This window comes from Arthrobacter ginsengisoli (assembly GCF_031456935.1).
Classification (GTDB): domain Bacteria; phylum Actinomycetota; class Actinomycetes; order Actinomycetales; family Micrococcaceae; genus Arthrobacter; species Arthrobacter ginsengisoli.
Window position 1 is genome coordinate 1 of the sequence record NZ_JAVDVQ010000005.1, and the last position, 23,896, is coordinate 23,896.

The window sequence follows — 23,896 nt, forward strand, 5'->3', positions numbered from 1 at the left end:
GATCCGGCAGGACGTGGTCATCCAAGTAGACGTAAAGTGTGGTCAGGAGAGTGTTTAGTTGAGTGTTCACAAACCCGGCTTAACACTCTCCGCCTTACTTTAAAAGCCTCCACGCCCGTTCCCAGCAATAGGACTTACTCATCTAGTGCTATATTTCATCTAGTCAATGGATTTAATGGGGGCTGGGCGGGTCCGGACAGCCGGAGTGATGAAGGATCCTGATGCCGAGTCCTGTCCAGACCCTGCTTTTACTGCTGCTGGTGATCGGCGCCCTGCTGGTGGGCAACCGCCGGGGGCGGGCGCAGGAACGCCGCCGCGGCCAGGAGGTGAGCCGCGGCGCCTTCGCGGCCGGCTTCCGGGCCGGGCACCTCCAGGGCTGGCGGGACGGCCAGACCGCCCGGGAGCAGCGGGCGGCAACCATCCTGCCCGCAGGAGGAACGCCTCAACCGGCGGCCCAGCCGGCCCAGCCACTCCCGCCGGCCCCGCCGGCGGGGGACCGCCAGCCGTTCCCGCTGGTCCGGACTGCACCGCACGACCCACTCCGGCCACGGCAAATCCAGCGGTCCGTTCCGCCGCCCGCGCGCCCGGCTGTTCCCCTGGAGTCCGCCGCGGAGCGGGCTGCCCGCAAGGAGAAACGGGACCGGCAGAACATCAACATCACGCTGTACGTCGCCAGCCTCCTGCTGGTGGCTGCCGGTGCCCTGTTCGTAGGCACCTCGCTCCCGGAGGTCCTCCGCTTCGCCGGCGTCGCCGCCATCACGGCGCTGTTCTATACCGGCGGCCTGTTCCTGCACCCGCGGGCCCCGCGGCTGAGGCCCGCCGCCGTCGCGTTCGCAGGAACCGGCCTGGCCCTGATCCCGGTGGCCGGCCTGGCCCTGTACAACTTCATCCTTCATGAAGGCCCCACCGCGTGGCTGGTCACCTCGGTCATCGGCACGGTGGCCTATGTTGCCGCCGCCGTCCGGATGGACAGCAAGGTCCTCGCCTACCTGTCGCTGACCTTCGTGGCGTCGACGGCGTGGTCCGGGATTTCGGTCCTCGGTGGAGCCCTGGTCTGGTACTTCGCGGCCCTGATCGCCGCAGCGGTCCTTTTGACGCTGTTCGCCCTGATGCGTCCGCGCTGGATGCCGTCCGTGTTCCTCAAACCCCTGATGGACCTGCATCCCTTCGTGGTCCCGTCCGTCGCAGTTGCCGTGACCTGCGTGTCCCTGCTGCTGGGCAAGGGCGAGTACGCGCTCATCATGTTCCTGTGTGGCGCTTACCTCGCGGTGCTGGCCGCGGTTCCGCAGAGCCGGTTCCGGGTCGCCCAGTACTACGGCGCGCGGCTGAGCCTCACCGTGGCGGCCGCAGCCGGAGCCTGGGCTGCGGGTGACAGCCTGCCGTGGGCGCTGCTGGCCGCACTCATGCTGGCAGCCCTGCAGGCCGTGCTGCTGGCGTCAGAGCTGAAGGTTGTTCCGGCCACGCTGCTGGGCCCGGCCGGCCGCCGGCGGGTGGACGTGCTCGGCACCTTCGGGCTGCAACTGCTCCTGACCCTGCTCTGGGCCGCGGCGAGCCGGTTCGAGGCCGACGCCGGCCCAGCCGTGGACGTGCCGGTATGGGTGCCGCTGCTGTTGGCGTTGCTCACCGGCATGGCCCTCGCGCTGGGCCTGGGTGGGTTGGCGGAAGGGGCGCCGGTGGCTGCCCTGCTGCTGGCTGCGGTTTTCGGCGCCAGCACCGGCGGCTGGACCCACGCCGGGTTCCTGCTGCTGGTGGCGTTGTTCTGGGCCGTGCGCTCCCTGCCCCCGACGGAGCCACTGCGCGCGCACTTCGTTCTCGCCGCCCGCATCGCTGTCACGCTGGCCGTTCCCGCGGTCGTCGCGGCCGTGGCCGGCGGCGGCACCGCCACGGTTCCGGTGGTGTCCGCTTTCCTGCTGGCCCTCGTGCTGCAGCAACTCACGACGGCGGCCCTGGTCCGGGCGGGCGTGCGGTCGCTGGTCCCCGACGCGAGCCTGGCCGCGTTCTCGCTCGCGGCGCTCCCCGCCCTCGCCGTCCTGGCCCTCATGGACGGTGGCCAGGGCAGATCGCTCACCGGCGCAGCCGTTGTGCTCCAACTCCTGGCATCCCTGGGCGTCGGCTGGGCACTCTCCGGGGAAGGGGCCGCCGGATCATCGCGGCGGACCGGTGTCCGTGCACTGTTGCCCCTCGGCATGGCCGCAGCGCTGGCCGGCATGGCGTTTGCCGGCGTCTCGCTGCTGGCCGGCAACATCAGCCTGGCCCTGACGGTGCTTTATCTGGTGCTGACTGCCCTGCGGCGCGGCGCGCTGCAACAGCGGTGGCGCTACTGGTGGATGGCACGGGGGACCGGCACTGTCCTGGTTCTGACGGGTTTCCAGCAGCTCCGGCAGGCTGCCGGTCCGCTGCTGCTCGGCAGCGAAGAGGTCGTGGCAGCTTCGCTTGCGGTGGTGGTGCTGGGGCTGCAGCTGGCGTTCCCCCTGCTGGCCGAGACCAGGGGCAGGGCGCCCCGCGGCGTGCTCACCGACGCCGCCGCGGTGCTGGTGCTGCAGGCCGCCGCGCTGGCTGCCCTCACGGCCTCCGCCCTGTCCTACCGGCCATCCGGGAGCTGGCAGCTGACTGCTGCCGCCGTCGTGATTGCGCTCAGCGCGGCGGCGGCGGGGTACTGGCTGCGCTTGCGTCCCGCGGCGGCAGTGTTTGCCCCGGCGGTGCTGGCGGTGCTGCTGCTGGCCCGTGCCGGCTCGGCGCCCGACGTCGGGCTGGTGCTGGGCATCTTCGCCGGCTTCAGCGCCGTCATGGTGATGGCCGCCCCCTCGCGCACCGCCAAGGGCGGCTACTTCGCTTCGGCCCGGGTGCTGACCCTGGCGCTGGCGCTTGTCCTGAGCTACGACGCGACGGTCTCGGCCACCGCCGTCTCGGTGACCTTCGGACTGGTCCTCGCAGCCCAGCACGCGATCCGCTGGCTCATGCGGCACCGCCTGGTGGAAATCCCGTTCCAGCAGGCGGCGGTATGGATCGCACTCGCCGCCCAGGCGGTGCTTCCGCTCGGCTTTCTGGTGGCGGAGCCCGACGACGGCGGCCGTTGGGTCGTCCTGCTGCACGCGGCGCTGCTGCTGGTCTGCGCCGCGGTGGCCAGCCGGGTGTTTGCAGCCCGCGGCGCGGCCTACCTGGCGGTCTACGCTGCCGGGCTCGGCACCGTGGCGTTGGGACCGCTGGTGCAGTTCGACGGCGGCTCGTCTCCCGGCGGCGCCCTGGACCAGCCGTTGCTGAGCCATGACGGCGTCGTGGCGGTGCTCCTAGTGCTGTCGGTGGCAGCCACCGCAGCCGGGCTGCTGTTCCGCCGGGACGCGCGGGCCGACGTCGAACGCTGGCTCTGGCTGGTGGCCTCCGGCGCCTTCGTCGGGTCCGCCCTGCTGCTGGCGCCGCTCGCCGCTGAATGGCTGACCGGGGCTTCGGTGCTGGTGCTGGCAGTTGTCTGTTTCGCGGCGTCGCGGCTGGAACGCTGGCCGGGGCTCTACGTGCCGGCCGTGGGGGCGGTGCTGGCAGGTGCCACGCTGGCGGCGGGCGAGATGCTGGCAGCCGTGCCGGGTGTCTGGGGCAGCTACCTGCCGTGGCTGGCCGGCTGCGCCCCGGCCGCGGCATCGCTGTACGCCGTCCGCTGGCTGCGCCGCGACGCCCTGGCCACCGATCCGGTCCGGCGCTGGTCAATGGCGGGGGCGGCGATCCTCGGGCTTGGCCTCGCCGCGGGCGCCGGGCAGGTGTGGGACGGGACCGCCTGGGCCGGGGCTGCGCTCGTGGCGGCCATCGCCGCAGTGTGCTGCGCCGAAGTGCCGGCGGGATCGCGCAGGCTGGCTGCGGAACTGGGACTCTTTGCCACGACGGCGGCGGTGCAGCGCGCGGTACTGTTCACCAGACCCGGCCCAGGCTCCGATGGGCCCGATTGGTTCTGGACCCTGCAGTGGTATGTGGTTCTCGCCGGAGTGCTGGGCGCCCTTCGCCTGGTGTCCGGGTTCCGCAGCGCGGGCCGTGTGCTGTGGTCCGGCGGCGCCGGACTGTTGACGCTGTCCGGGCTGGGGATCATCTTTGGCGGCGATCCGGGCCGGCAACTCTGGGTCCTGGCGCTGCTGGCCGTCCTGCTCATGGCCGGACTGGCCTCGGGCGAACGGATGTTTGTCCGGTGGGGCGCAGCGGGCGTGGCGCTGTGCATCCTGTGGGCGACGCGCCAGTACACCTTTGCGCTGCTCGCCCTCATCGCCGCGGCCCTCATAGCGCTGGCGGTCTGGAGGCTGAACCGCAGCAGGCCTGAGGCTGTCGAGCCGGCCCGGCAGCGGGAGCCGGCGGAGCATGGCTGACGGGGGCCCCGCGCTGATATTGTTGCTCCCATCGAAGGGAGCTCACAATGGGCTGGTTTATTTTCCTGTTGGTGGCCGTTGCCGTCGTCGCCGCTGTCTTCTGGGCCAGGAAGCACTTCCGCCAGGAGATTGAGCGGGCCAAGCGCATCAACCGGGCCAACAAGAACAATTAGGCGACCGGCCCCCCGGGCCGGGCGCACCCGGGCACGGCTGGTTCAGCCCTTGCGCGCCCGGCTGAGCGCCTGATACCAGTAGTAGGAATCCTTGGGCGTGCGTGCCTGCGTGTCGAAATCCACGTGGACCAGGCCGAAGCGCTGCGAGTAGCCGGCCGCCCACTCGAAGTTGTCCATCAGGGTCCAGACGTAGTAGCCCAGAAGTTCAACGTCCTCGGCGATGCCGCCGGGCGCCGTGGCGTCCAGGGCATGGCCCAGGTGGGATGCGATGTAGCTGATCCGCTCCGTGTCCGCGATGGGTCCGGACACATGGTCGGGCTCGGGGAAGCTGGCGCCGCTTTCGGTGATGTACAGCGGCGGGAGCGCTCCGCGGTACCTGTCCTTCAGTTCCCGCAGCAGCGGCCCCAGATGGTCCGGGGCCACCGGCCAGCCGAAACCCGTGGTCGCGTACTCCGGGAATGCCGCCATATGGAACGGCATCTTCAGCATCGCCCCCGCGGTGCCCACCGGGCTTTCTCCCCGGCCGGCGCCGGTCGCGACCTTCACCGGGTAGTAGTAGTTCAGCCCGTAGAAGTCGAGGGGCTGGTGGATGGTCCGCAGGTCGGCGTCGGTGATCTTCCCCAGCGAACGGAACCAGGGCTTCGCGGGCAGCGGCACCTTCGGATAGCTGCCCAGCAGGATGGGGTCCGCATAGACCCGGTTCAGGACGAGGTCAAAGATGTTGGCCAGGAACCGGTCCGTCACCGAACGGGACGCCGGCCGGACCGGGGAATGCAGGTTGGTGACGCCCACGGCGCCGGAGACTCCCGCCGCCCGCAGCGCCTGCACGGCGAGCCCGTGGCCGAGGAGCTGGTGGTGGACCGAGGGCAGGGCATTGAAGAGCAGGTCGCGGCCCGGGGCATGGACGCCGAGGGCATAGCCGTTCAGCGTCACCGAGGCCGGTTCGTTCAGCGTCACCCACTGGGCCACGCGGTCGCCGAAGCGCTCGCCGGCCGCGGCACTGTATTCGGCGAACCGCTCCGCCGTCGAACGGTTCAACCAGCCGCCGCGGTGTTCCAGCGGCAGGGGGGTGTCCCAGTGGTACAGGGTTGCCATCGGGGAGATCCCGGCTGCCAGCAGCCGGTCGATCAGCCGGTCGTAGAAGTCGAGCCCCACGGTGTTGAACGGCCCGGTACCGTCAGGCTGGATCCGCGGCCAGGAGATAGAGAAGCGGTAGGAGTCGATGCCGAGCGTGCGCATCAGTTCGATGTCTTCGGGACTGCGGTTGTAGTGGTCGCAGGCGACGGCGGGGGAGTGGCCGTCCCGGATGCTGCCGGGTTTCTCGGCGAAGGCGTCCCAGCCGGAGGGACCACGGCCGCCGGCCGCGAGGGATCCCTCGATCTGGAAGGCGGCGGAGGCAACGCCGAGCTTGAATTCGGGGCTCAGGCGCGCGGCAAGGGCCTGAACTGCTACAGAGTCCTGCACAGTCATAGCCCCTATCATCCCCACGCCGCCCGCCGAAGGCAATGAGCGGCCCGTCCCGCCGTCGTCCGCTCATTGCCTTCGGCAGGCGGCCGGGCGAGCCGGCTTGCGCGGACCGCCCCGCTTTGCCACTGATTCGCTTCTGCCCGTTAATTCCGGCATACTAGATGAGTTGTTCAAGCGCTCCTTCGCGTCCCGATCCGGATAATGCCGGGTGTCAGGGTCCAGGTGGGAGACCAAACATAACCCACTCCCCATGGAACTGCGGACGAGTACGCGTGAAAAGCGCGACACGCCCGACCGCGGGGGTCGGTTACGCCGGCAGGTTGAGGAACCCGGATTCTTCCGGATTCAGCTTGTGCGGCGGGTGGTAGTTACGACTTCAATTGCCTCGGCAGCCACATGCAACACGCAAGTAAACAGAGCAGCCCTCACTGGAGCAGCACTAACGAAAGAGAGTCAGGCGACATGGCGGGACAAAAAATCCGCATCCGGCTGAAGTCATACGACCACGAGGTCATTGACTCTTCAGCACGGAAGATCGTTGAGACGGTCACGCGCGCAGGCGCCACGGTAGTTGGCCCTGTGCCGCTGCCGACGGAGAAGAACATCTACTGCGTCATCCGCTCTCCGCACAAGTACAAGGACAGCCGTGAGCACTTCGAAATGCGTACTCACAAGCGTCTGATCGACATTATCGACCCCACGCCGAAGGCTGTTGATTCGCTTATGCGTCTCGACCTGCCGGCCGACGTGAACATCGAAATCAAGCTGTAGGGAGGTGCTGAGAGACTATGACCGCAACCCGTAACGTAAAGGGCCTGCTGGGCACGAAGCTCGGCATGACCCAGGTCTGGGACGAGAACAACAAGCTCATCCCCGTCACTGTGGTCCAGGCTGACTCGAACGTCATCACGCAGCTGCGCAATGCAGACACTGATGGCTATGTCGCCGTTCAGATCGGCTACGGCCAGATCGATCCCCGCAAGGTCACCAAGCCGCTGGCTGGTCACTTTGAAAAGGCAGGCGTCACGCCTCGCCGCCACGTCGTAGAACTGCGCACTGCAGATGCTGACTCTTACGAGCTGGGCCAGGAGCTCTCCGTAGAGCTCTTCGAAGCCGGCCAGAAGATCGACGTCGTTGGCACCACCAAGGGTAAGGGCTTCGCCGGTGTTATGAAGCGTCACGGCTTCCACGGCGTTGGAGCTTCCCACGGTGCCCACAAGAACCACCGTAAGCCCGGTTCAATCGGTGGCGCATCCACCCCGAGCCGCGTCTTCAAGGGCATGAAAATGGCCGGCCGCATGGGCGCCGTTCGTCACACCACGCTGAACCTCACGGTCCACGCGGTTGACGTCGAGAAGTCGCTGCTCCTGATCAAGGGCGCCGTCCCCGGCGCCCGCGGCCAGGTCGTACTCGTACGCACCGCCGTGAAGGGAGCCTAGTTCAATGACTAGCACTGTCAAGGTTGACCTGCCTGCAGAGATCTTCGACGTACAGACCAACGTGCCGCTGCTGCACCAGGTCGTCGTTGCCCAGCTCGCTGCTGCTCGCCAGGGTACCCACAAGACCAAGACCCGCGCCGAGGTTTCCGGTGCAGGTCGCAAGCCGTTCAAGCAGAAGGGCACCGGCCGCGCCCGTCAGGGTTCAATCCGTGCTCCTCACATGACCGGTGGTGGCGTTGTCCACGGCCCCACGCCGCGTGACTACAGCCAGCGCACCCCCAAGAAGATGATTGCTGCTGCACTGCGCGGCGCTCTCTCTGACCGCGCCCGTAACGGCCGCATCCACGTCGTTGCTGAACTGGTACCCGGCACCAAGCCGTCCTCCAGCGCAGCACTGGCTACCCTGCGGGGTGTCTCCGAGCGCAAGAACCTGCTCGTTGTCATCGAGCGCGCCAACGATGTTGCTGCACTCTCCGTGCGCAACCTCACTGATGTTCACGTTCTGTACGCAGACCAGCTGAACACCTACGACGTTCTCGTCTCCGATGACGTTGTCTTCACCAAGGCTGCCTACGAAGCATTCGTTGCTTCCAAGGCAGTGGCAAAGAACGAGGAGGATGCCAAGTGAGTGCAGCCACCATCAAAGACCCGCGCGACGTCGTGCTTGCACCCGTCGTATCGGAAAAGAGCTACGGCCTGATCGATGAGGGCAAGTACACCTTCCTGGTGGACCCCCGCTCGAACAAGACCGAGATCAAGCTGGCCGTGGAGAAAATCTTCTCCGTCAAGGTCGACTCGATCAACACCATCAACCGTGCCGGTAAGCGCAAGCGCACCAAATTCGGATGGGGTACCCGCAAGAACACCAAGCGTGCAATTGTGAGCCTCAAAGAAGGCACTATCGACATCTTCGGCGGTCCGCTCTCGTAGCGGAGACCACTTTAACGAGGAAATAAATTATGGGAATCCGTAAATATAAGCCGACTACCCCGGGCCGTCGCGGCTCGAGCGTAGCGGACTTCACTGAAATCACGCGGTCGACGCCGGAAAAGTCGTTGGTACGTCCCCTCCCGAAAAAGGGTGGCCGTAACAACACCGGTAAGATCACGACCCGTCACAAGGGTGGTGGCCACAAGCGCCAGTACCGTCTGATCGACTTCCGTCGCCACGACAAAGACGGCGTCAACGCCCGCGTTGCCGAAATCGAGTACGATCCGAACCGCACGGCTCGCATCGCCCTCCTGCACTACGTTGATGGCACCAAGCGTTACATCATCGCCCCGAACAAGCTGGCCCAGGGTGACACGGTAGAGGCAGGTGCCGACGCTGACATCAAGCCCGGCAACAACCTTCCGCTGCGCAACATCCCGGTCGGTACCGTAATCCACGCAGTTGAACTGCGTCCGGGTGGCGGCGCCAAGATGGGCCGCTCCGCCGGCGCATCGATCCAGCTCGTGGCAAAGGAAGGCCGTTTCGCCCAGCTGCGTCTGCCTTCCGGTGAAATCCGCAACGTTGACGTGCGCTGCCGCGCAACCGTCGGCGAGGTCGGCAACGCCGAGCAGTCGAACATCAACTGGGGTAAGGCCGGCCGTATGCGGTGGAAGGGCGTTCGCCCGACCGTCCGTGGTGTCGCCATGAACCCGGTCGATCACCCCCACGGTGGTGGCGAGGGTAAGACGTCCGGTGGACGTCACCCGGTCAACCCGAACGGTAAGCGCGAAGGCCGCACCCGCCGTCCCAACAAAGAGAGCGACAAGCTTATTGTTCGTCGCCGTCGTACTGGCAAGAACAAGCGATAGGAGCCTGGACACATGCCACGCAGCCTGAAAAAAGGTCCTTTCGTTGACCAGCACCTCTTTGTGAAGGTAGCCAGGGAAAACGAAAAGGGCACCAAGAACGTCATCAAGACCTGGTCCCGCCGTTCGATGATCGTCCCCGACATGCTCGGCCACACGATTGCCGTACACGACGGACGCAAGCACATCCCCGTGTTTGTCACTGAGTCGATGGTCGGGCACAAGCTCGGCGAATTCGCTCCCACGCGGACATTCCGCGGCCATGTCAAGGACGACCGTAAGGGCAAGCGCCGCTAGGCGCCTGCACTTACGTCAAAGACGAGAGAAGGAAAGCAATGGAAGCCAAGGCAATTGCGCGTCACATCCGCGTAACGCCTATGAAGGCCCGGCGCGTCGTCAACCTTGTTCGTGGTAAGCAAGCGAATGAGGCTCTGGCAATTCTGAAGTTTGCCCCCCAGGCAGCTTCAGAGCCGGTATTCAAGGTAGTTCAGTCGGCAATCTCCAACGCCCGGGTCCTCGCGGACCGCGACGGCGTGGCGTTTGACGAAGGTGACCTCATCATCAGCGAAGCGTTTGTTGATGAAGGCCCGACCATGAAGCGGTTCCAGCCGCGAGCCCAGGGTCGTGCATTTCAGATCAAGAAGCGCACGAGCCACATCACCGTGGTAGTCGCTACCCCGGAGAAAGAGGAGGCTCGCTAAGTGGGACAGAAAGTTAACCCGCACGGGTTCCGACTCGGCATCACCACCGATCACGTATCGCACTGGTTTGCTGACAGCACCAAGGCCGGCCAGCGGTACAAGGACTTCGTTCGCGAAGACATCCGCATCCGCCAGCTCATGTCCACGGGCATGGAGCGCGCCGGCATCGCCAAGGTTGAAATCGAGCGCACCCGCGACCGTGTCCGTGTGGATATCCACACGGCACGTCCGGGCATCGTTATCGGCCGCCGCGGTGCAGAAGCAGACCGCATCCGCGGCGAGCTCGAAAAGCTCACGGGCAAGCAGGTCCAGCTGAACATCCTCGAGGTCAAGAACCCCGAGATGGAAGCACAGCTTGTTGCCCAGGGCGTTGCTGAGCAGCTGACTTCCCGCGTGGCGTTCCGCCGTGCGATGAAGAAGGCCATGCAGTCCGCACAGCGTGCCGGTGCCAAGGGCATCCGGATCGCTTGCTCGGGTCGACTGGGCGGCGCAGAAATGTCCCGCTCGGAGTTCTACCGCGAAGGCCGTGTGCCCCTGCACACCCTCCGCGCGAACATCGACTACGGCTTCTACGAGGCCAAGACCACCTTCGGCCGCATCGGCGTGAAGGTCTGGATCTACAAGGGTGACGTCACCGCCAAGGAACTGGCTCAGCAGGCAGCTGCTGCTCCGTCCCGTGGCCGTGGTGCCAGCGACCGCCCGGGCCGCCCGGGTGGCGCTGACCGTGGTGACCGCCGCCGTCGTACCGACCGTCCGGCTGAGGCTGCACCCGCTGCTGCCGAAGCTCCGGCGGCTGATGCAGCTTCTGCCGCACCGGCACAGGCAGTAGAAGGAGGACAGGCTTAAATGCTTATCCCACGTCGAGTCAAGCACCGTAAGCAGCACCACCCGGGTCGTACCGGCGCTGCAACGGGCGGCACCAAGGTCTCCTTCGGTGAATGGGGTATCCAGGCTCTGAGCCCGGCATACGTCACGAACCGTCAGATCGAGTCTGCCCGTATCGCGATGACCCGCCACATCAAGCGTGGCGGAAAGGTCTGGATCAACATCTACCCGGACCGTCCGCTGACGAAGAAGCCGGCCGAAACCCGCATGGGTTCCGGTAAGGGTTCTCCGGAATGGTGGGTCTCAAACGTCAAGCCGGGCCGGGTTCTCTTCGAGATCTCCGGTGTCGAGGAATCGGTTGCTCGCGAGGCCCTGCGCCTGGCAATCCACAAGCTCCCGTTGAAAGCACGCATTTTGCGTCGCGAAGGTGGTGAATAGAAATGGCAGTAGGATCCAAAGAACTTGCATCCGCACAGCTGGACGGTTTCGACAACGAGCGACTCGTTGAAGAACTCCGTAAGGCCAAGGAAGAGCTGTTCAACCTGCGTTTCCAGTCCGCCACCGGTCAGCTGGAGAACCACGGTCGTCTGCGCGCGGTAAAGAAGGACATCGCCCGCATCTACACCGTTCTCCGTGAGCGCGAGCTGGGCATTCGTGCCGAGGTTGCCGCACCGGTTGTGGAAGCCAAGGAAGAAAAGAAGTCCAAGAAGGCTGCAACCAAGAAGGCTGACAAGGCTGAAACGGTTGAGTCCGAGGAGGACGCCAAGTGAGTGAAAAGGACGAGAACGTGACGGAAACTGTTTCCGGCGCAGCTAAGGCTGACGAGCGCGGTTACCGTAAGACGAAGCGCGGCTATGTGGTCTCGGACAAGATGGAAAAGACCATCGTTGTCCAGGTCGAGGACCGTGTGAAGCACGCCCTCTATGGCAAGGTCCTTCGCCGCAACACGAAGATCAAGGCTCACGACGAAGAGAACAGCGCCGGCATCGGCGACCTCGTTCTCCTCGCCGAGACCCGCCCGCTCTCCGCTACCAAGCGGTGGCGTCTGGTGGAGATCCTCGAGAAGGCCAAGTAACACCTGCGGCCTCGCTGTAAGTCGAGAAGCCCCCGTTCCCTTCTGGGAGCGGGGGTTTCTCCGTTTCCGGGGGAGTGCGGCGGCCGGCGGGGCGAAAGCCTGCCGTGCGTGACGCCGTCGTCTGTGGTAAGGGCTGATTCTGCTGTGGCGGCCGAAACGTGCTAAGATTTTGAGTTTGTATGGCGCCCTCTGTGCGCCGTCATCAACCTCGTAAACAAGCGTGCCACGGCATAGTGCCCCCTTGCGCCCCGACTCGTCGGAATCCGCCCGGGAAGCAAATGTTTTTGGCACGGGAGTTTAGGCCTGGTCTGGCAAAATCCAGGCAGGTCAAGAGACACCCCGATCAACCGTTCCGCAAGGCTCATTCCGTAGGAAGAATTTCGGTCTGAGAACCAGCGCGACGCAAGGAGTAAATAGTGATTCAGCAGGAGTCGCGACTCAAGGTCGCCGACAACACGGGTGCTAAGGAAATCCTTACCATTCGCGTTCTCGGTGGATCTGGCCGTCGCTACGCAGGCATTGGCGACGTAATCGTCGCTACCGTCAAGGACGCAATTCCGGGCGGCAACGTAAAGAAGGGCGACGTCGTCAAGGCTGTCATCGTCCGTACCAAGAAGGAACGCCGCCGTGCGGATGGTTCCTATATCAAGTTTGACGAGAACGCAGCTGTGATCCTGAAGAACGACGGTGACCCCCGCGGTACCCGTATCTTCGGACCGGTTGGTCGTGAACTTCGCGATAAGAAGTTCATGAAGATCGTTTCTCTGGCTCCGGAGGTGCTTTAGTCCATGGCTAAGATCAAAAAGGGTGACCTGGTTCAGGTCATCACTGGCGCCAAGGCTGAGCGTGGCGGCGACAAGGGCAAGCAGGGCAAGGTCCTGCGCGTCTTCCCCGAGACCAACCGCGTGCTGGTCGAGGGCATTAACCGCGTAACCAAGCACACCAAGGTCGGTCAGTCGCAGCGCGGCACCAAGACCGGTGGCATCGAAGTCGTCGAGGCTACGATCCACATCTCCAACGTGGCTCTGGTTGACCCGTCCACCAAGAAGCCCACCCGCGTCGGTTTCCGCACCGAGACCGTTGAGCGCGATGGCGTGAAGCGCGAAGTGCGTGTCCGCGTGGCCAAGAGCTCAGGGAAGGACATCTAATGACTGAGACTCTCGAGACTCCGGCAAGCAAGATCGTTCCTCGTCTGAAGACCAAGTACGCGGATTCCATCAAGAGCTCGCTCGTTGAGGAATTCAAGTACGAGAACGTCAACCAGGTTCCCCGTCTGGTCAAGGTCGTTGTGAACATGGGTGTTGGAGATGCCGCCAAGGACTCCAAGCTGATCGACGGCGCTGTCCGCGATCTCACCCTGATCACCGGCCAGAAGCCGCAGGTAACCAAGGCCCGCAAGTCGATCGCACAGTTCAAGCTGCGCGAAGGCATGCCGATCGGTGCACACGCAACTCTGCGTGGGGACCGCATGTGGGAATTCCTGGACCGTCTGGTCACGCTGGCTCTGCCGCGTATCCGCGACTTCCGGGGCCTCAGCGGCAAGCAGTTCGACGGCAACGGCAACTACACCTTCGGTCTGACCGAGCAGGTTATGTTCCACGAGATCGACCAGGATTCCATCGACCGCGTCCGCGGCATGGACATCACCGTCGTGACCACTGCCAAGACCGACGACGAAGGCCGCGCGCTGCTCAAGGCGCTTGGCTTCCCGTTCAAGACCGAAGATTAATCTAGCTACGTAAAAGGTCCGTCCGCGCATCTCCAGAATTGTGTTCGGGAGAAACTGCACGGCGGAAACCGTTATGAGGAAGGGCAAGAGCCCACCATGACAATGACAGATCCCGTCGCAGACATGCTTACGCGTCTGCGCAACGCAAACTCGGCATACCACGACACCGTGTCTATGCCGTACAGCAAGCTCAAGGCACGCGTTGCCGACATCCTGAAGGCCGAAGGTTACATCGCCTCCTGGAAAGAAGAAGACGCTGAGGTTGGCAAGAAGCTGACCCTCGAGCTCAAGTTCGGTCCGAACCGCGAGCGTTCAATCGCTGGCGTTCGTCGTATTTCCAAGCCGGGACTGCGCGTTTACGCAAAGTCCACCAACCTGCCGCACGTGCTCGGTGGCCTGGGTGTCGCAATCCTGTCCACCTCTTCCGGCCTCTTGACTGACAAGCAGGCCGGCAAGAAGGGCGTGGGCGGCGAAGTCCTCGCTTACGTCTGGTAACGGGAAAGGAAGAGAATAATGTCACGTATTGGACGTCTCCCCATCACCGTTCCTGCCGGCGTTGAGGTCAAGGTTGACGGCTCTGTCGTCAGCGTCAAGGGTTCCAAAGGCGAGCTGAGCCACACTGTGGCCAGCCCGATCGAGGTTTCCCTGGAAGATGGCACCCTGACTGTCGCCCGCCCGAACGACGAGCGCGCCTCGCGTTCGCTGCACGGCCTGACCCGCACCCTGATCGCCAACATGATCCAGGGTGTCACCGCAGGCTACGAGAAGAAGCTTGAAATCGTCGGTACCGGTTACCGCGTTCAGGCCAAGGGTTCTGACCTGGAGTTCGCTCTGGGCTACAGCCACCCGGTTAACATCACGGCACCGAACGGCATCACCTTTGCAGTAGAGACCCCGACCAAGCTCTCTGTTTCAGGCATCTCCAAGCAGCAGGTCGGCGAGGTTGCTGCCAACATTCGCAAGCTGCGGAAGCCGGACCCCTACAAGGGCAAGGGCATCCGCTACGCAGGCGAAGTCATCCGCCGCAAGGTCGGAAAGGCTGGTAAGTAACCATGGCGATCGCAATTAACAAGAAGCGTACGAACAAGAGCAAGTCTGCCCAGCGCAGCCGTCGCCAGCTTCGTATCCGCAAGCGCATCTCCGGAACGGCTGTACGTCCTCGTCTGGTCGTCAACCGTTCGGCACGCCACGTATTCGTCCAGGTTGTCGATGACACCAAGGGCCTGACCGTAGCGAGCGCCTCCACTCTGGAAGCCGACCTTCGTGCATTCGAAGGTGACAAGACTGCCAAGGCCAAGCGCGTTGGCGAGCTCGTCGCCGAGCGCGCCAAGGCTGCCGGCATCGAAGCAGTTGTCTTCGACCGCGGTGGTAACAAGTACCACGGCCGGATCGCCGCCGTCGCTGACGGCGCACGTGAAGGTGGGCTGTCACTGTGACCGAAAATAACGAAAAGGACATTCAGGTGACTGAAGCTGTAGCTGCTCCGGCAACTGAGACCGCTGCGCCTGCTACCACTGACGCCGCCCGTGGTGGCGCTCGTCGTGGCGAGCGTGGCGACCGCGGCCAGGGCCGTGGCGACCGTGGTGGCCGTGGTGGCCGCGATGGTGGCCGCGAAGCCGAAAAGAGCCAGTTCGTAGAGCGCGTCGTAACCATTAACCGTGTTTCCAAGGTCGTCAAGGGTGGTCGTCGCTTCAGCTTCACCGCCCTCGTCGTCGTCGGTGACGGCAACGGTATGGTCGGCGTCGGCTACGGCAAGGCCAAGGAAGTTCCCGCCGCCATCGCGAAGGGCGTCGAAGAAGCCAAGAAGTCCTTCTTCCGCGTCCCCCGCATCGGCAGCACCATCCCGCACCGCGTTCAGGGTGAAGCCGCCGCAGGCGTCGTCATGCTGCGTCCGGCTTCCGCCGGTACCGGTGTTATCGCCGGTGGTCCGGTCCGTGCAGTACTGGAGTGCGTGGGCATCCACGACATCCTCTCCAAGTCGCTCGGATCTTCCAACGCCATCAACATCGTGCACGCGACCGTTGACGCGCTGAAGCGCCTCGAAGAGCCGGCAGCAGTGGCAGCACGCCGCGGCCTCCCGCTCGACGAGATCGCTCCGCCGGCAATGGTGAAGGCGCTTTTGAACCAGAAGGCAGGTGTCTGAGTCATGGCTAAGAACGTGCTTGTCTCCGATGCACAGTTGGAGATCACTCAGATCAAGTCCGCCATTGGCGGCAAGCAGAACCAGCGCGACACCCTGCGGTCCCTCGGCCTGAAGCGGATCGGACACACCGTTGTCCGCACCGCCGACGCTGTGACCGTCGGAATGCTCAACACGGTTCCGCATCTGGTAAAGGTAGAGGAGGCGAAGTAAATGGCAGAGAAGAACACCGCCGAAAAGGCACAGGGCGCCGCTGCTGAGAAGCAGAACGCACTGAAGGTTCACCACCTGCGTCCCGCCCCGGGTGCCAAGACCACCAAGACCCGTGTTGGTCGTGGTGAAGGTTCCAAGGGTAAGACCGCCGGTCGCGGTACCAAGGGTACGAAGGCCCGCTACCAGATCAAGGCTGGCTTTGCCGGCGGCCAGCTGCCGCTGCACATGCGCCTGCCGAAGCTGCGCGGCTTCAAGAACCCGTTCCGGGTTGAGTTCCAGGTTGTAAACCTGGACAAGCTCAACGAGCTGTTCCCGGAAGGTGGCGCAGTCACCGTGGAGAACCTGGTCGAAAAGGGTGCCGTTCGCAAGAACCAGCCCGTCAAGGTGCTGGGCACCGGCGACATCACCGTCAAGGTTGACGTCACCGTCCACGCATTCTCGGCCAGCGCCGCAGAAAAGATTGCTGCAGCAGGCGGAACCACCACCGCCCTCTAACGAGGCGGCGGGGCGGATGCCCGTTGTGGAAACTCCCGGTACCGGGGCTCACGCCCGTGGTGCCGGGAGTTTTTCATTTTTTCCCGGCCCTGCGATTGTTCGCAGGGCGCGTCCACCCGTTAGACTCGGTTGTTGGGTTTATTTGACCTATCTCACACGACTTTACTTATTACTCAGGAGGACGCTTGCTTAGCGCATTTGGCCGGGCCTTTCGCACGCCTGATCTGCGACGCAAGTTGTTGTTCACGCTGGGAATCATCACAATCTTCCGCTTGGGTGCCTTCATCCCCTCGCCTGGTGTGAGCTACCAGAATGTCCAGCAATGCTTGCAGAACGGTCAGACCTCGGGCGGCATCTACCAGCTCGTGAATCTGTTCAGCGGTGGTGCATTGCTGCAGGTGTCCATCTTCGCCCTGGGCATCATGCCGTACATCACGGCAAGCATCATCGTCCAGCTGCTCCGGGTGGTCATTCCGCGTTTCCAGGAGCTCTATGAGGAAGGTTCCGCGGGCCAGTCGAAGCTGACCCAGTACACGCGCTACCTCACCATCGCCCTGGGCCTGCTGAACGCCACGACGCTGGTGTCCCTGGCCCGTTCCGGCCAGCTGCTGCCGAACTGCCAGCTTCCAATCATCCCGGACGACAGCGTCGTCACCACGATCCTGATCATCATCACGCTGACGGCCGGCACCGGCCTGATCATGTGGATGGGTGAGCTGGTGACTGAAAAGGGTGTCGGCAACGGCATGTCGCTGCTCATCTTCACGTCCATCGTGTCGAGCTTCCCCGGCTCGCTGGGGGCCATCTGGACCTCGCAGGGCCCGGGCACGTTCTTTATGGTCCTGGTCATCGGCCTGCTGACCGTGGCCGCGGTGGTCTTTGTGGAGCAGTCCCAGCGCCGCATCCCGGTGCAGTACGCCAAACGGATGATCGGCCGCCGCACCGTGGGCGGCACCAGCACGTACATCCCGATCAAGGTGAACATGGCCGGCGTCGTGCCCGTCATCTTCGCTTCCTCGATGCTGTACCTGCCGGGCCTGATCTCCCAGTTCAACCAGCCGGCTCCGGGCGAGCCGATTGCACCCTGGGTTGAGTGGATCAACAACAACCTGACCCGGGGTGACCACCCCATCTACATGGCGCTCTACTTCGCCATGATTGTGTTCTTTACGTACTTCTATGTTGCGATCACTTTCAACCCTGAAGAAGTTTCTGACAACATGAAGAAGTACGGCGGCTTCATTCCGGGTATCCGTGCCGGCAAGCCGACCGCGGACTACCTGCAGTATGTGCTTTCCAGGATCACCCTCCCCGGTGCTTTGTACCTGGGCTTTGTGGCACTGATCCCGCTGGTCGCACTGGTCCTGATCAATGCCAACCAGAACTTCCCGTTCGGTGGCACCTCGATCCTGATCATGGTCGGCGTCGGTTTGGAGACCGTCAAGCAAATTGATGCGCAGCTACAGCAGCGTCACTACGAAGGGCTTTTGCGATGACGAGAATGTTGATTATCGGACCTCCCGGATCCGGCAAGGGAACGCAGGCGGAGCGCATTTCAGAGCGCCTCGGCGTCATTGCGATCTCCACGGGAGACATCTTCCGCGCCAACGTAAAGGGCGAAACGCCGCTTGGCATTGAAGCCAAGAAGTACATGGACGCGGGCGATTTTGTCCCGGACAGCGTGACCAACAAGATGGTCCGCGACCGCCTCAGCGAGGACGACGTCGAGAACGGCTTCCTCCTGGACGGCTACCCGCGCACCACCGCGCAGGTGGACTACCTCGACGGGATCCTCGCCGACGGCGACGAGAAGCTCGACGTCGTCCTGCAGCTCACAGCGGACGACGAGGAACTCGTCACCCGCCTGCTGGGCCGGGCGCAGGAAACCGGACGCACCGACGACAACGAAGCCGTTATCCGGCACCGTCTGGACCTGTACCACGGCCAGACGGAGGCTGTCGTCGCCAAGTATGCCGACCGCGGCATCCTGACCCGCGTCGACGGCATCGGCGGCATCGACGAGGTCACCGACCGCGTTATGCAGGCCATCAAAGAGGCCCAGTCGGCCTGACCGCCCACGGACTTCGAGGCCCCTCCCGGGACACCGGGAGGGGCCTCAGCCATTTGGCCGTCCCTCCGGGCGGCACCGCCCCAGTGAAAGGAAGTTGCGGATGGCATTCGGCCAGCCACGCATCGAATACAAGACCAACGCCCAGATGCGCCTGATGCACGCCGCCGGGCTCGTGCTCAGCCGCGCCCTGGACGCCGCCGTTGCGGCGGCCGCGCCGGGGAAGACCACCAAGGACCTCGACGCCGTGTTCGCCGCCGTGCTCAAGGACGCCGGCGCCACGTCGAACTTCCTCGGCTACCATGGCTTCCCCGCCACGATCTGCACTTCGGTCAACGAGGAAGTCGTGCACGGCATCCCCGGCGGCCGGGTCCTGCAGGACGGGGACATCATCTCGATCGACGGCGGCGCGATCCTGGAAGGCTGGCACTCGGATTCCGCCCGCACCGTGATCGTGGGCACCGTCGACCCCGAGGACCAGCGGCTCTCGGACGTGACCGAGGCCGCGATGTGGCACGGGATTGCCGCCCTGGCGACGGGCAAGTTCGTCGGCGACATCGGCAACGCCGTGGACGACTACGTCTCCTCCGTGCCCGGCAAGGCCCTTGGCATCCTCGAGGACTACGTGGGTCACGGGATTGGCTCCGAGATGCACATGGCCCCGGACGTGCCGAACTACCGCACCAACCACCGCGGCCCCAAGATCCGTCCCGGACTGTGCCTGGCCATCGAACCGATGCTGGTGCGCGGCAGCATCGAAACCGCGGTGCTGGACGACGACTGGACGGTCGTGACCACCGACGGCAAGCGGTCCTGCCAGTGGGAGCACTCCGTGGCGGTCCACGACAAGGGCATCTGGGTGCTCTCCGCGCCCGACGGGGGAGCCGCGAAACTGGCGCCGCTCGGCGTCGTGCCCGTCCCGATTCCCTAGGTCCCGGCTGCCGGAGGGCACAATGGAGCCATGACTGCGATTACGGACGTACCGGGACTGAGGGTCGGCCATGCCGGCAAGACGGGGGACGGGTGGCTGACCGGAGTGACGGTGGTGCTGCCTCCGGCCGGAACGGTGGGCTCCGTCGATGTCCGCGGCGGCGGCCCCGGGACGCACGAAACGGATGCCCTCGACCCCACCACGCTGAGCCGTACCGTGGACGCCGTTGTGCTCACCGGTGGAAGTGCCTTCGGCCTCGCCGCCGCCCACGGTGCCCAGCGCTGGTGCGAGGAGAACGGCCGTGGCTTCGCCGTACCCGGCGGTGTGGTCCCGATCGTGCCGGCCGCGGCGATCTTCGACCTCGGGCGCGGCGGGGACTTCACCGCCCGCCCGGACGAGGCCATGGGCTACGCGGCCACCGCGGACGCCGCCGTCCGCCCCATCACGCACGACGTCGAACGGGGCAACGTCGGCGCCGGCACCGGGGCAGCCATCGGCCGGGGGAAATACAAGGGAGGAGTCGGCACCGCCTCCATCACCCTGGACAACGGCGTCGTGGTTGGGGCCCTTGCGGTGGTCAACGCGCTTGGACTACCCTTCGGCACATCGCCGCAGCGGCGGGAACCCGGCAGCGCGCGTCTCAGCGACCAAGGAGCGGGCACGCCGAGGGTTTCGGCACCACCCGCGCTGAACACCACGCTCGTCGTCGTCGCCACGAATGCCGTCCTGGACAAGGCCGAGTGCAAGCGCACGGCGTCCGCGGCGCACGCGGGCCTGGCCCGGGCGCTGAACCCGAGCCACACCCTGGCCGACGGGGACACCGTCTTCTGCCTCGCCACCGGCGCGCTCGCCCTGGACCGCAGCAGCGAGACGGCCCGGCAGGTGAGTCTCATCACCCTCCAGAGTGCGGCAGCCGACGTCGTGCGGCTGGCAATCCTCGACGGGATCACCTCCGCGGACTCCGTGAGCACGCCGGGGGGCGAATTTGGTGCATACGGACGCTGAGTACGCTACGATTGCTGGATTTAACATTCGGGCCGTAATGGCGTAGTGTTGTCTGTTGGTTGTCTGCCCTGTTGTGCCCTTTTGGGGCCGGGAGGCATCAGCCAATCAATCAAAAACGTCCGCGGTGATTTCCGGTGCAAGCCGAAGGGCTGCGGCAAACAACAGTTAGCGGAGGGTATGGCCAAGAAGGACGGGGTCATTGAGATCGAGGGCGTTGTGACTGAGGCGCTGCCTAACGCGATGTTTCGCGTTGAGCTCACCAACAAGCACATCGTTCTGGCACACATCTCTGGAAAGATGCGCCAGCACTACATCAGGATTCTCCCTGAGGACCGGGTAGTGGTGGAGCTGAGCCCGTACGACCTGACACGTGGTCGTATCGTCTACCGCTACAAGTAAACACTGGGCGGCCAGGGCAATAGCCAAGGCCGGTCCAGCGACCAACTGCAACACGCAAAGGAACGCCATGAAGGTCAAGCCGAGCGTCAAGCAGATCTGCGAAAAGTGCAAAGTGATCCGCCGTAATGGCCGGGTCATGGTGATCTGCGAGAACCCGCGCCACAAGCAGCGCCAGGGCTAATTTCCCTCTTCGGGAAATCCTGGGTTGCTAACCCACGCAAGTAAATAAAGGCAGCACAAGCTGATCTGGGACACTGAGCTAGAACGAGTCCGGACAGCTGACCCCCGGTCGGAGGCTGGGGCCGCACAGAACGTGCGGGTGTACTGCCTACGACCTCCGGTTTATTCAAGGAGCACTGCCACTATGGCTCGTCTCGCTGGCGTAGACATTCCCCGCGAAAAGCGGTTGGAAATTGCGCTTACTTACATCTACGGCGTGGGCAAGACCCGTGCACACGAAACCCTGGCTGCCACCGGCATCAGCGCGGACGTTCGGGTCAAGGACCTGTCCGACGCCGAGCTCGTCCAGCTGCGTGACTACATTGAAGGCAACTACAAGGTTGAGGGTGACCTTCGCCGCGAAGTAGCAGCTGATATCCGCCGCAAGGTTGAAATCGGCAGCTACGAAGGTATTCGCCACCGTAAGGGCCTGCCAGTGCGCGGACAGCGTACGAAGACGAACGCGCGTACCCGCAAGGGCCCGAAGCGCACCGTCGCAGGCAAGAAGAAGACGCGCTAAACCGCTCGTCTTCCCCCGATAACTTTCTGTAGGAGAAAAAATGCCCCCGAAGACTCGTGGCGCGGTTCGCAAGCCGCGTAAGAAGGACAAAAAGAATATCGCGCTGGGCCAGGCGCACATCAAGAGCACCTTTAACAACACCATCGTTTCCATCACGGATCCGAATGGCGCTGTCATCTCCTGGGCTTCATCCGGTGAGGTTGGCTTCAAGGGCTCACGTAAGTCCACCCCGTTCGCAGCCCAGATGGCCGCCGAAGCCGCCGCAAAGCGTGCGCAGGAGCACGGCATGCGCAAGGTTGACGTATTCGTCAAGGGCCCGGGTTCGGGCCGCGAAACGGCTATCCGTTCGCTGCAGGCCGCTGGCCTCGAGGTTGGATCCATCCAGGATGTCACCCCCAGCGCCCACAACGGCTGCCGTCCGCCGAAGCGCCGCCGCGTCTAAGGCTTTCCAACGCACCGGTGCTTGCCCGGGCCCTCACGGGTCCGGGCAAGCCCAGCCGCGTTAAGTCTTCAGACCGATCTTTCCACCACCTGTGTTGCGTCATATAGCGGATGCTCGCCGAAAGGAAACCTAAGTGCTCATTGCACAGCGCCCCACCCTCTCCGAAGAGGTCGTCTCCGAAAACCGCTCACGGTTCATCATTGAACCGCTGGAGCCCGGTTTCGGTTACACCCTCGGAAACTCCCTCCGCCGTACCCTGCTTTCCTCCATCCCCGGTGCCTCTGTCACGAGCATCCGGATCGATGGCGTGCTGCACGAGTTCACCACGGTTCCGGGTGTCAAGGAAGATGTCACCGAGATCATCCTGAACATCAAGAACCTCTCGGTTTCCTCCGAGCACGACGAGCCGGTTGTTGCTTACCTGCGCAAGCAGGGCCCGGGAGTCGTCACCGCCGCGGACATCGCTCCGCCGGCCGGCGTCGAATTCCACAACCCGGATCTGCACATTGCCACGCTGAACTCGAAGGGCAAGTTCGAACTCGAACTGACCATCGAGCGCGGCCGCGGCTACGTTTCGGCAGCTCAGAACAAGTCCGGCGACTCCGAGATCGGCCGCATTCCGGTCGACTCGATCTACTCGCCGGTCCTGAAGGTTACTTTCCGCGTGGAAGCCACCCGTGTTGAGCAGCGCACTGACTTCGACAAGCTCATTGTCGACGTCGAGACCAAGCAGGCCATCGCCCCGCGCGATGCCGTTGCTTCGGCAGGTACCACCCTGGTGGAACTGTTCGGTCTGGCCCGCGAGCTGAACACCGCAGCTGAAGGTATCGAGATTGGCCCGTCGCCGACGGATGCTGCCCTGGCAGCAGACATGGCCCTGCCGATCGAGGATCTGGACCTCACCGTCCGTTCCTACAACTGCCTCAAGCGTGAGGGCATCCACACCGTGGGTGAACTCGTGGCCCGCTCCGAGGCCGACCTCATGGACATCCGTAACTTCGGTGCGAAGTCCATCGATGAGGTCAAGGCAAAGCTGGTTGAACTGGGCCTGTCCCTCAAGGACTCGCCTCCCGGTTTTGACCTCGCAGCACGCGCCGCAGCAATTGAAGAGGACGACGCCGCTTTCAGCGACGACGAGCTCTAACAAACAGATCTTGGCCCGCCGGCTGGATGCACCACGGTGTGCGCAGCCCAACGGCTTCCATATGAGGAGAAACTATTATGCCTACCCCCGCTAAGGGTCCGCGCCTCGGAGGCGGAGCGGCTCACGAGCGTCTTATGCTCGCGAACCTGTCCGCAGCACTGTTCGAGCACAAGCGGATCACCACCACGGTGACCAAGGCCAAGCGACTGAAGCCCTACGCCGAGCGCCTGGTTACTTTCGCCAAGCGTGGCGACCTGGCTTCCCGCCGCCGTGTACTCGGCCTGATCAGCAACAAGGGCATCGTCCACGAGCTGTTCACCGACATTGCACAGGCAGTGGAGAACCGCAACGGCGGCTACACCCGCATCACCAAGATCGGCAACCGCAAGGGCGACAACGCCCCCATGGCTGTCATCGAACTGGTTCTCGAGCCGGTTTCCGCCAAGCAGGCCGTTGTGGCCGAGGCTACCCAGGCTGCCGCCAAGGCTGCTCCGGTTGCCGAGGAAGCTCCCGCCGAGGCCGAGGTTGTTGAGACCGAGGCTGCCGAGTCCAAGTACGCCGGCTCCAAGCCTGCTACTGCTGACAATGTTGCTCCTGAGGGCTTCGCTGTCAAGGGCAACGAGGACTCCATGAAGTTCCACGTTCCGGGCTCCCGCTGGTACGACAGCACGGTTGCTGAAGTCTGGTTCGACTCCGCTGAGTCGGCAGCTGCTGCCGGCTTCGCCCCTGCCGGCGGCGACGCTGCGCAGGCCGGCGACGCTGAGTAGTCTGG

General features: G+C 64.3%; 33 protein-coding genes. 32 read left to right on the top strand and 1 reads right to left on the bottom strand.

The window, feature by feature from the left end:
• Positions 1–221 precede the first annotated feature (221 nt).
• Positions 222–4,343: a hypothetical protein gene (locus J2X01_RS07210; protein ID WP_310052376.1), complete on the top strand. Its 4,122-nt coding sequence runs from the start codon at positions 222–224 to the stop codon at positions 4,341–4,343.
• A gap of 47 nt (positions 4,344–4,390) precedes the next feature.
• The gene (locus J2X01_RS07215) at positions 4,391–4,516 is read left to right on the top strand and encodes a hypothetical protein (RefSeq protein WP_310052378.1); all 126 of its coding nucleotides are present in this window, start codon (positions 4,391–4,393) and stop codon (positions 4,514–4,516) included.
• Between the two features lie 42 nt (positions 4,517–4,558).
• Here J2X01_RS07215 and J2X01_RS07220 read toward each other — a convergent pair whose 3' ends face one another.
• Positions 4,559–5,986 carry a GH1 family beta-glucosidase gene (locus J2X01_RS07220; protein ID WP_310052380.1) on the bottom strand — a complete coding sequence of 476 codons (1,428 nt, stop codon included), beginning with the start codon at positions 5,984–5,986 and terminating at the stop codon, positions 4,559–4,561.
• 459 nt (positions 5,987–6,445) lie between these two features.
• Here J2X01_RS07220 and rpsJ point away from each other — a divergent pair, with 459 nt between their 5' ends.
• The 30 genes from rpsJ to rplQ all read left to right on the top strand — a co-directional run bounded on the left by rpsJ (position 6,446) and on the right by rplQ (position 23,891).
• Positions 6,446–6,754: a 30S ribosomal protein S10 gene (rpsJ, locus tag J2X01_RS07225; protein ID WP_024366135.1), complete on the top strand. Its 309-nt coding sequence runs from the start codon at positions 6,446–6,448 to the stop codon at positions 6,752–6,754.
• 17 nt (positions 6,755–6,771) lie between these two features.
• Positions 6,772–7,422, top strand: a complete 651-nt coding sequence (gene rplC / locus J2X01_RS07230) for a 50S ribosomal protein L3 (RefSeq protein ID WP_024366134.1) — start codon at positions 6,772–6,774, stop codon at positions 7,420–7,422.
• A 4-nt stretch (positions 7,423–7,426) separates the two neighbouring features.
• On the top strand, positions 7,427–8,050 hold the full coding sequence (gene rplD / locus J2X01_RS07235; RefSeq protein WP_024366133.1) for a 50S ribosomal protein L4: 624 nt from the start codon (positions 7,427–7,429) through the stop codon (positions 8,048–8,050).
• Positions 8,047–8,352 carry a 50S ribosomal protein L23 gene (rplW, locus tag J2X01_RS07240; protein ID WP_024366132.1) on the top strand — a complete coding sequence of 102 codons (306 nt, stop codon included), beginning with the start codon at positions 8,047–8,049 and terminating at the stop codon, positions 8,350–8,352. The genes rplD and rplW overlap by 4 nt, the downstream gene beginning before the upstream one ends.
• A gap of 29 nt (positions 8,353–8,381) precedes the next feature.
• The gene (gene rplB / locus J2X01_RS07245) at positions 8,382–9,221 is read left to right on the top strand and encodes a 50S ribosomal protein L2 (protein WP_024366131.1); all 840 of its coding nucleotides are present in this window, start codon (positions 8,382–8,384) and stop codon (positions 9,219–9,221) included.
• A 12-nt stretch (positions 9,222–9,233) separates the two neighbouring features.
• Complete coding sequence (gene rpsS / locus J2X01_RS07250) at positions 9,234–9,515, top strand: 30S ribosomal protein S19 (RefSeq protein ID WP_018773666.1); 282 nt, start codon at positions 9,234–9,236, stop codon at positions 9,513–9,515.
• A gap of 38 nt (positions 9,516–9,553) precedes the next feature.
• Positions 9,554–9,919 carry a 50S ribosomal protein L22 gene (gene rplV, locus J2X01_RS07255; protein ID WP_003803798.1) on the top strand — a complete coding sequence of 122 codons (366 nt, stop codon included), beginning with the start codon at positions 9,554–9,556 and terminating at the stop codon, positions 9,917–9,919.
• The gene (rpsC, locus tag J2X01_RS07260) at positions 9,920–10,765 is read left to right on the top strand and encodes a 30S ribosomal protein S3 (RefSeq protein WP_310052387.1); all 846 of its coding nucleotides are present in this window, start codon (positions 9,920–9,922) and stop codon (positions 10,763–10,765) included.
• Positions 10,766–11,182: a 50S ribosomal protein L16 gene (gene rplP / locus J2X01_RS07265; protein ID WP_310052389.1), complete on the top strand. Its 417-nt coding sequence runs from the start codon at positions 10,766–10,768 to the stop codon at positions 11,180–11,182. It abuts the gene before it with no gap.
• A 2-nt stretch (positions 11,183–11,184) separates the two neighbouring features.
• On the top strand, positions 11,185–11,514 hold the full coding sequence (gene rpmC / locus J2X01_RS07270) for a 50S ribosomal protein L29 (protein ID WP_091563107.1): 330 nt from the start codon (positions 11,185–11,187) through the stop codon (positions 11,512–11,514).
• On the top strand, positions 11,511–11,819 hold the full coding sequence (gene rpsQ, locus J2X01_RS07275; RefSeq protein WP_310052392.1) for a 30S ribosomal protein S17: 309 nt from the start codon (positions 11,511–11,513) through the stop codon (positions 11,817–11,819). Before rpmC ends, rpsQ begins: the two co-directional genes overlap by 4 nt.
• A 416-nt stretch (positions 11,820–12,235) precedes the next feature.
• The gene (gene rplN / locus J2X01_RS07280) at positions 12,236–12,604 is read left to right on the top strand and encodes a 50S ribosomal protein L14 (RefSeq protein WP_003803789.1); all 369 of its coding nucleotides are present in this window, start codon (positions 12,236–12,238) and stop codon (positions 12,602–12,604) included.
• Between the two features lie 3 nt (positions 12,605–12,607).
• A complete protein-coding gene (gene rplX, locus J2X01_RS07285) occupies positions 12,608–12,967 on the top strand; it encodes a 50S ribosomal protein L24 (protein ID WP_056425237.1) in 360 nt (119 codons plus the stop codon).
• Positions 12,967–13,548 (top strand): 50S ribosomal protein L5, encoded by a 582-nt coding sequence (gene rplE / locus J2X01_RS07290; protein ID WP_056425240.1) that lies wholly within the window; start codon positions 12,967–12,969, stop codon positions 13,546–13,548. The genes rplX and rplE overlap by 1 nt, the downstream gene beginning before the upstream one ends.
• Before the next feature lie 96 nt (positions 13,549–13,644).
• Positions 13,645–14,043, top strand: coding sequence for a 30S ribosomal protein S8 (gene rpsH / locus J2X01_RS07295; protein ID WP_137323512.1), 399 nt, complete (start codon positions 13,645–13,647; stop codon positions 14,041–14,043).
• Positions 14,044–14,061: 18 nt separating this feature from the next.
• Positions 14,062–14,598 carry a 50S ribosomal protein L6 gene (rplF, locus tag J2X01_RS07300; protein ID WP_310052401.1) on the top strand — a complete coding sequence of 179 codons (537 nt, stop codon included), beginning with the start codon at positions 14,062–14,064 and terminating at the stop codon, positions 14,596–14,598.
• Positions 14,599–14,600: 2 nt separating this feature from the next.
• The gene (gene rplR, locus J2X01_RS07305) at positions 14,601–14,984 is read left to right on the top strand and encodes a 50S ribosomal protein L18 (protein WP_069949291.1); all 384 of its coding nucleotides are present in this window, start codon (positions 14,601–14,603) and stop codon (positions 14,982–14,984) included.
• 26 nt (positions 14,985–15,010) lie between these two features.
• Positions 15,011–15,691 (top strand): 30S ribosomal protein S5, encoded by a 681-nt coding sequence (rpsE, locus tag J2X01_RS07310; RefSeq protein WP_307460639.1) that lies wholly within the window; start codon positions 15,011–15,013, stop codon positions 15,689–15,691.
• A gap of 3 nt (positions 15,692–15,694) precedes the next feature.
• Positions 15,695–15,901 (top strand): 50S ribosomal protein L30, encoded by a 207-nt coding sequence (rpmD, locus tag J2X01_RS07315; RefSeq protein ID WP_160664304.1) that lies wholly within the window; start codon positions 15,695–15,697, stop codon positions 15,899–15,901.
• The gene (gene rplO, locus J2X01_RS07320; RefSeq protein ID WP_310052407.1) at positions 15,902–16,396 is read left to right on the top strand and encodes a 50S ribosomal protein L15; all 495 of its coding nucleotides are present in this window, start codon (positions 15,902–15,904) and stop codon (positions 16,394–16,396) included.
• Between the two features lie 185 nt (positions 16,397–16,581).
• Positions 16,582–17,892, top strand: coding sequence for a preprotein translocase subunit SecY (gene secY / locus J2X01_RS07325; protein ID WP_310052409.1), 1,311 nt, complete (start codon positions 16,582–16,584; stop codon positions 17,890–17,892).
• A 5-nt stretch (positions 17,893–17,897) separates the two neighbouring features.
• Positions 17,898–18,467 (top strand): adenylate kinase, encoded by a 570-nt coding sequence (locus J2X01_RS07330; protein WP_310055591.1) that lies wholly within the window; start codon positions 17,898–17,900, stop codon positions 18,465–18,467.
• A 100-nt stretch (positions 18,468–18,567) separates the two neighbouring features.
• Complete coding sequence (gene map, locus J2X01_RS07335; RefSeq protein WP_310052411.1) at positions 18,568–19,395, top strand: type I methionyl aminopeptidase; 828 nt, start codon at positions 18,568–18,570, stop codon at positions 19,393–19,395.
• Positions 19,396–19,425: 30 nt separating this feature from the next.
• Positions 19,426–20,400, top strand: coding sequence for a P1 family peptidase (locus tag J2X01_RS07340; protein ID WP_310052413.1), 975 nt, complete (start codon positions 19,426–19,428; stop codon positions 20,398–20,400).
• A gap of 177 nt (positions 20,401–20,577) precedes the next feature.
• A complete protein-coding gene (infA, locus tag J2X01_RS07345; protein ID WP_009358723.1) occupies positions 20,578–20,799 on the top strand; it encodes a translation initiation factor IF-1 in 222 nt (73 codons plus the stop codon).
• Between the two features lie 67 nt (positions 20,800–20,866).
• A complete protein-coding gene (rpmJ, locus tag J2X01_RS07350; RefSeq protein WP_009358722.1) occupies positions 20,867–20,980 on the top strand; it encodes a 50S ribosomal protein L36 in 114 nt (37 codons plus the stop codon).
• A gap of 183 nt (positions 20,981–21,163) precedes the next feature.
• Positions 21,164–21,538 (top strand): 30S ribosomal protein S13, encoded by a 375-nt coding sequence (gene rpsM / locus J2X01_RS07355; protein ID WP_024366110.1) that lies wholly within the window; start codon positions 21,164–21,166, stop codon positions 21,536–21,538.
• 40 nt (positions 21,539–21,578) lie between these two features.
• Complete coding sequence (gene rpsK, locus J2X01_RS07360; protein WP_018773682.1) at positions 21,579–21,980, top strand: 30S ribosomal protein S11; 402 nt, start codon at positions 21,579–21,581, stop codon at positions 21,978–21,980.
• A 133-nt stretch (positions 21,981–22,113) separates the two neighbouring features.
• On the top strand, positions 22,114–23,124 hold the full coding sequence (locus J2X01_RS07365) for a DNA-directed RNA polymerase subunit alpha (protein ID WP_018773683.1): 1,011 nt from the start codon (positions 22,114–22,116) through the stop codon (positions 23,122–23,124).
• Between the two features lie 77 nt (positions 23,125–23,201).
• Positions 23,202–23,891, top strand: coding sequence for a 50S ribosomal protein L17, sunset domain variant (gene rplQ / locus J2X01_RS07370; RefSeq protein ID WP_310052422.1), 690 nt, complete (start codon positions 23,202–23,204; stop codon positions 23,889–23,891).
• Positions 23,892–23,896 lie beyond the last annotated feature (5 nt).

Excerpts from the sequence above, each read along its gene's own strand:
- rplO (WP_310052407.1), top strand. The coding sequence starts at position 15,902 with ATGGCAGAGAAGAACACCGCCGAAAAGGCACAGGGCGCCGCTGCTGAG.
- rpsH (WP_137323512.1), top strand. The coding sequence starts at position 13,645 with ATGACAATGACAGATCCCGTCGCAGACATGCTTACGCGTCTGCGCAAC.
- rpsJ (WP_024366135.1), top strand. The coding sequence starts at position 6,446 with ATGGCGGGACAAAAAATCCGCATCCGGCTGAAGTCATACGACCACGAG.
- rplE (WP_056425240.1), top strand. The coding sequence starts at position 12,967 with ATGACTGAGACTCTCGAGACTCCGGCAAGCAAGATCGTTCCTCGTCTG.
- rplX (WP_056425237.1), top strand. The coding sequence starts at position 12,608 with ATGGCTAAGATCAAAAAGGGTGACCTGGTTCAGGTCATCACTGGCGCC.
- rplR (WP_069949291.1), top strand. The coding sequence starts at position 14,601 with ATGGCGATCGCAATTAACAAGAAGCGTACGAACAAGAGCAAGTCTGCC.
- J2X01_RS07340 (WP_310052413.1), top strand. The coding sequence starts at position 19,426 with ATGACTGCGATTACGGACGTACCGGGACTGAGGGTCGGCCATGCCGGC.
- J2X01_RS07330 (WP_310055591.1), top strand. The coding sequence starts at position 17,898 with ATGTTGATTATCGGACCTCCCGGATCCGGCAAGGGAACGCAGGCGGAG.
- rplV (WP_003803798.1), top strand. The coding sequence starts at position 9,554 with ATGGAAGCCAAGGCAATTGCGCGTCACATCCGCGTAACGCCTATGAAG.
- J2X01_RS07215 (WP_310052378.1), top strand. The coding sequence starts at position 4,391 with ATGGGCTGGTTTATTTTCCTGTTGGTGGCCGTTGCCGTCGTCGCCGCT.
- rpsS (WP_018773666.1), top strand. The coding sequence starts at position 9,234 with ATGCCACGCAGCCTGAAAAAAGGTCCTTTCGTTGACCAGCACCTCTTT.
- rplC (WP_024366134.1), top strand. The coding sequence starts at position 6,772 with ATGACCGCAACCCGTAACGTAAAGGGCCTGCTGGGCACGAAGCTCGGC.
- rpsM (WP_024366110.1), top strand. The coding sequence starts at position 21,164 with ATGGCTCGTCTCGCTGGCGTAGACATTCCCCGCGAAAAGCGGTTGGAA.
- rplD (WP_024366133.1), top strand. The coding sequence starts at position 7,427 with ATGACTAGCACTGTCAAGGTTGACCTGCCTGCAGAGATCTTCGACGTA.
- rpmJ (WP_009358722.1), top strand. The coding sequence starts at position 20,867 with ATGAAGGTCAAGCCGAGCGTCAAGCAGATCTGCGAAAAGTGCAAAGTG.
- rplP (WP_310052389.1), top strand. The coding sequence starts at position 10,766 with ATGCTTATCCCACGTCGAGTCAAGCACCGTAAGCAGCACCACCCGGGT.
- rplF (WP_310052401.1), top strand. The coding sequence starts at position 14,062 with ATGTCACGTATTGGACGTCTCCCCATCACCGTTCCTGCCGGCGTTGAG.
- infA (WP_009358723.1), top strand. The coding sequence starts at position 20,578 with ATGGCCAAGAAGGACGGGGTCATTGAGATCGAGGGCGTTGTGACTGAG.
- rpmD (WP_160664304.1), top strand. The coding sequence starts at position 15,695 with ATGGCTAAGAACGTGCTTGTCTCCGATGCACAGTTGGAGATCACTCAG.
- rpsK (WP_018773682.1), top strand. The coding sequence starts at position 21,579 with ATGCCCCCGAAGACTCGTGGCGCGGTTCGCAAGCCGCGTAAGAAGGAC.
- rpmC (WP_091563107.1), top strand. The coding sequence starts at position 11,185 with ATGGCAGTAGGATCCAAAGAACTTGCATCCGCACAGCTGGACGGTTTC.
- J2X01_RS07210 (WP_310052376.1), top strand. The coding sequence starts at position 222 with ATGCCGAGTCCTGTCCAGACCCTGCTTTTACTGCTGCTGGTGATCGGC.
- rplQ (WP_310052422.1), top strand. The coding sequence starts at position 23,202 with ATGCCTACCCCCGCTAAGGGTCCGCGCCTCGGAGGCGGAGCGGCTCAC.
- J2X01_RS07220 (WP_310052380.1), bottom strand. The coding sequence starts at position 5,986 with ATGACTGTGCAGGACTCTGTAGCAGTTCAGGCCCTTGCCGCGCGCCTG.
- rplB (WP_024366131.1), top strand. The coding sequence starts at position 8,382 with ATGGGAATCCGTAAATATAAGCCGACTACCCCGGGCCGTCGCGGCTCG.
- map (WP_310052411.1), top strand. The coding sequence starts at position 18,568 with ATGGCATTCGGCCAGCCACGCATCGAATACAAGACCAACGCCCAGATG.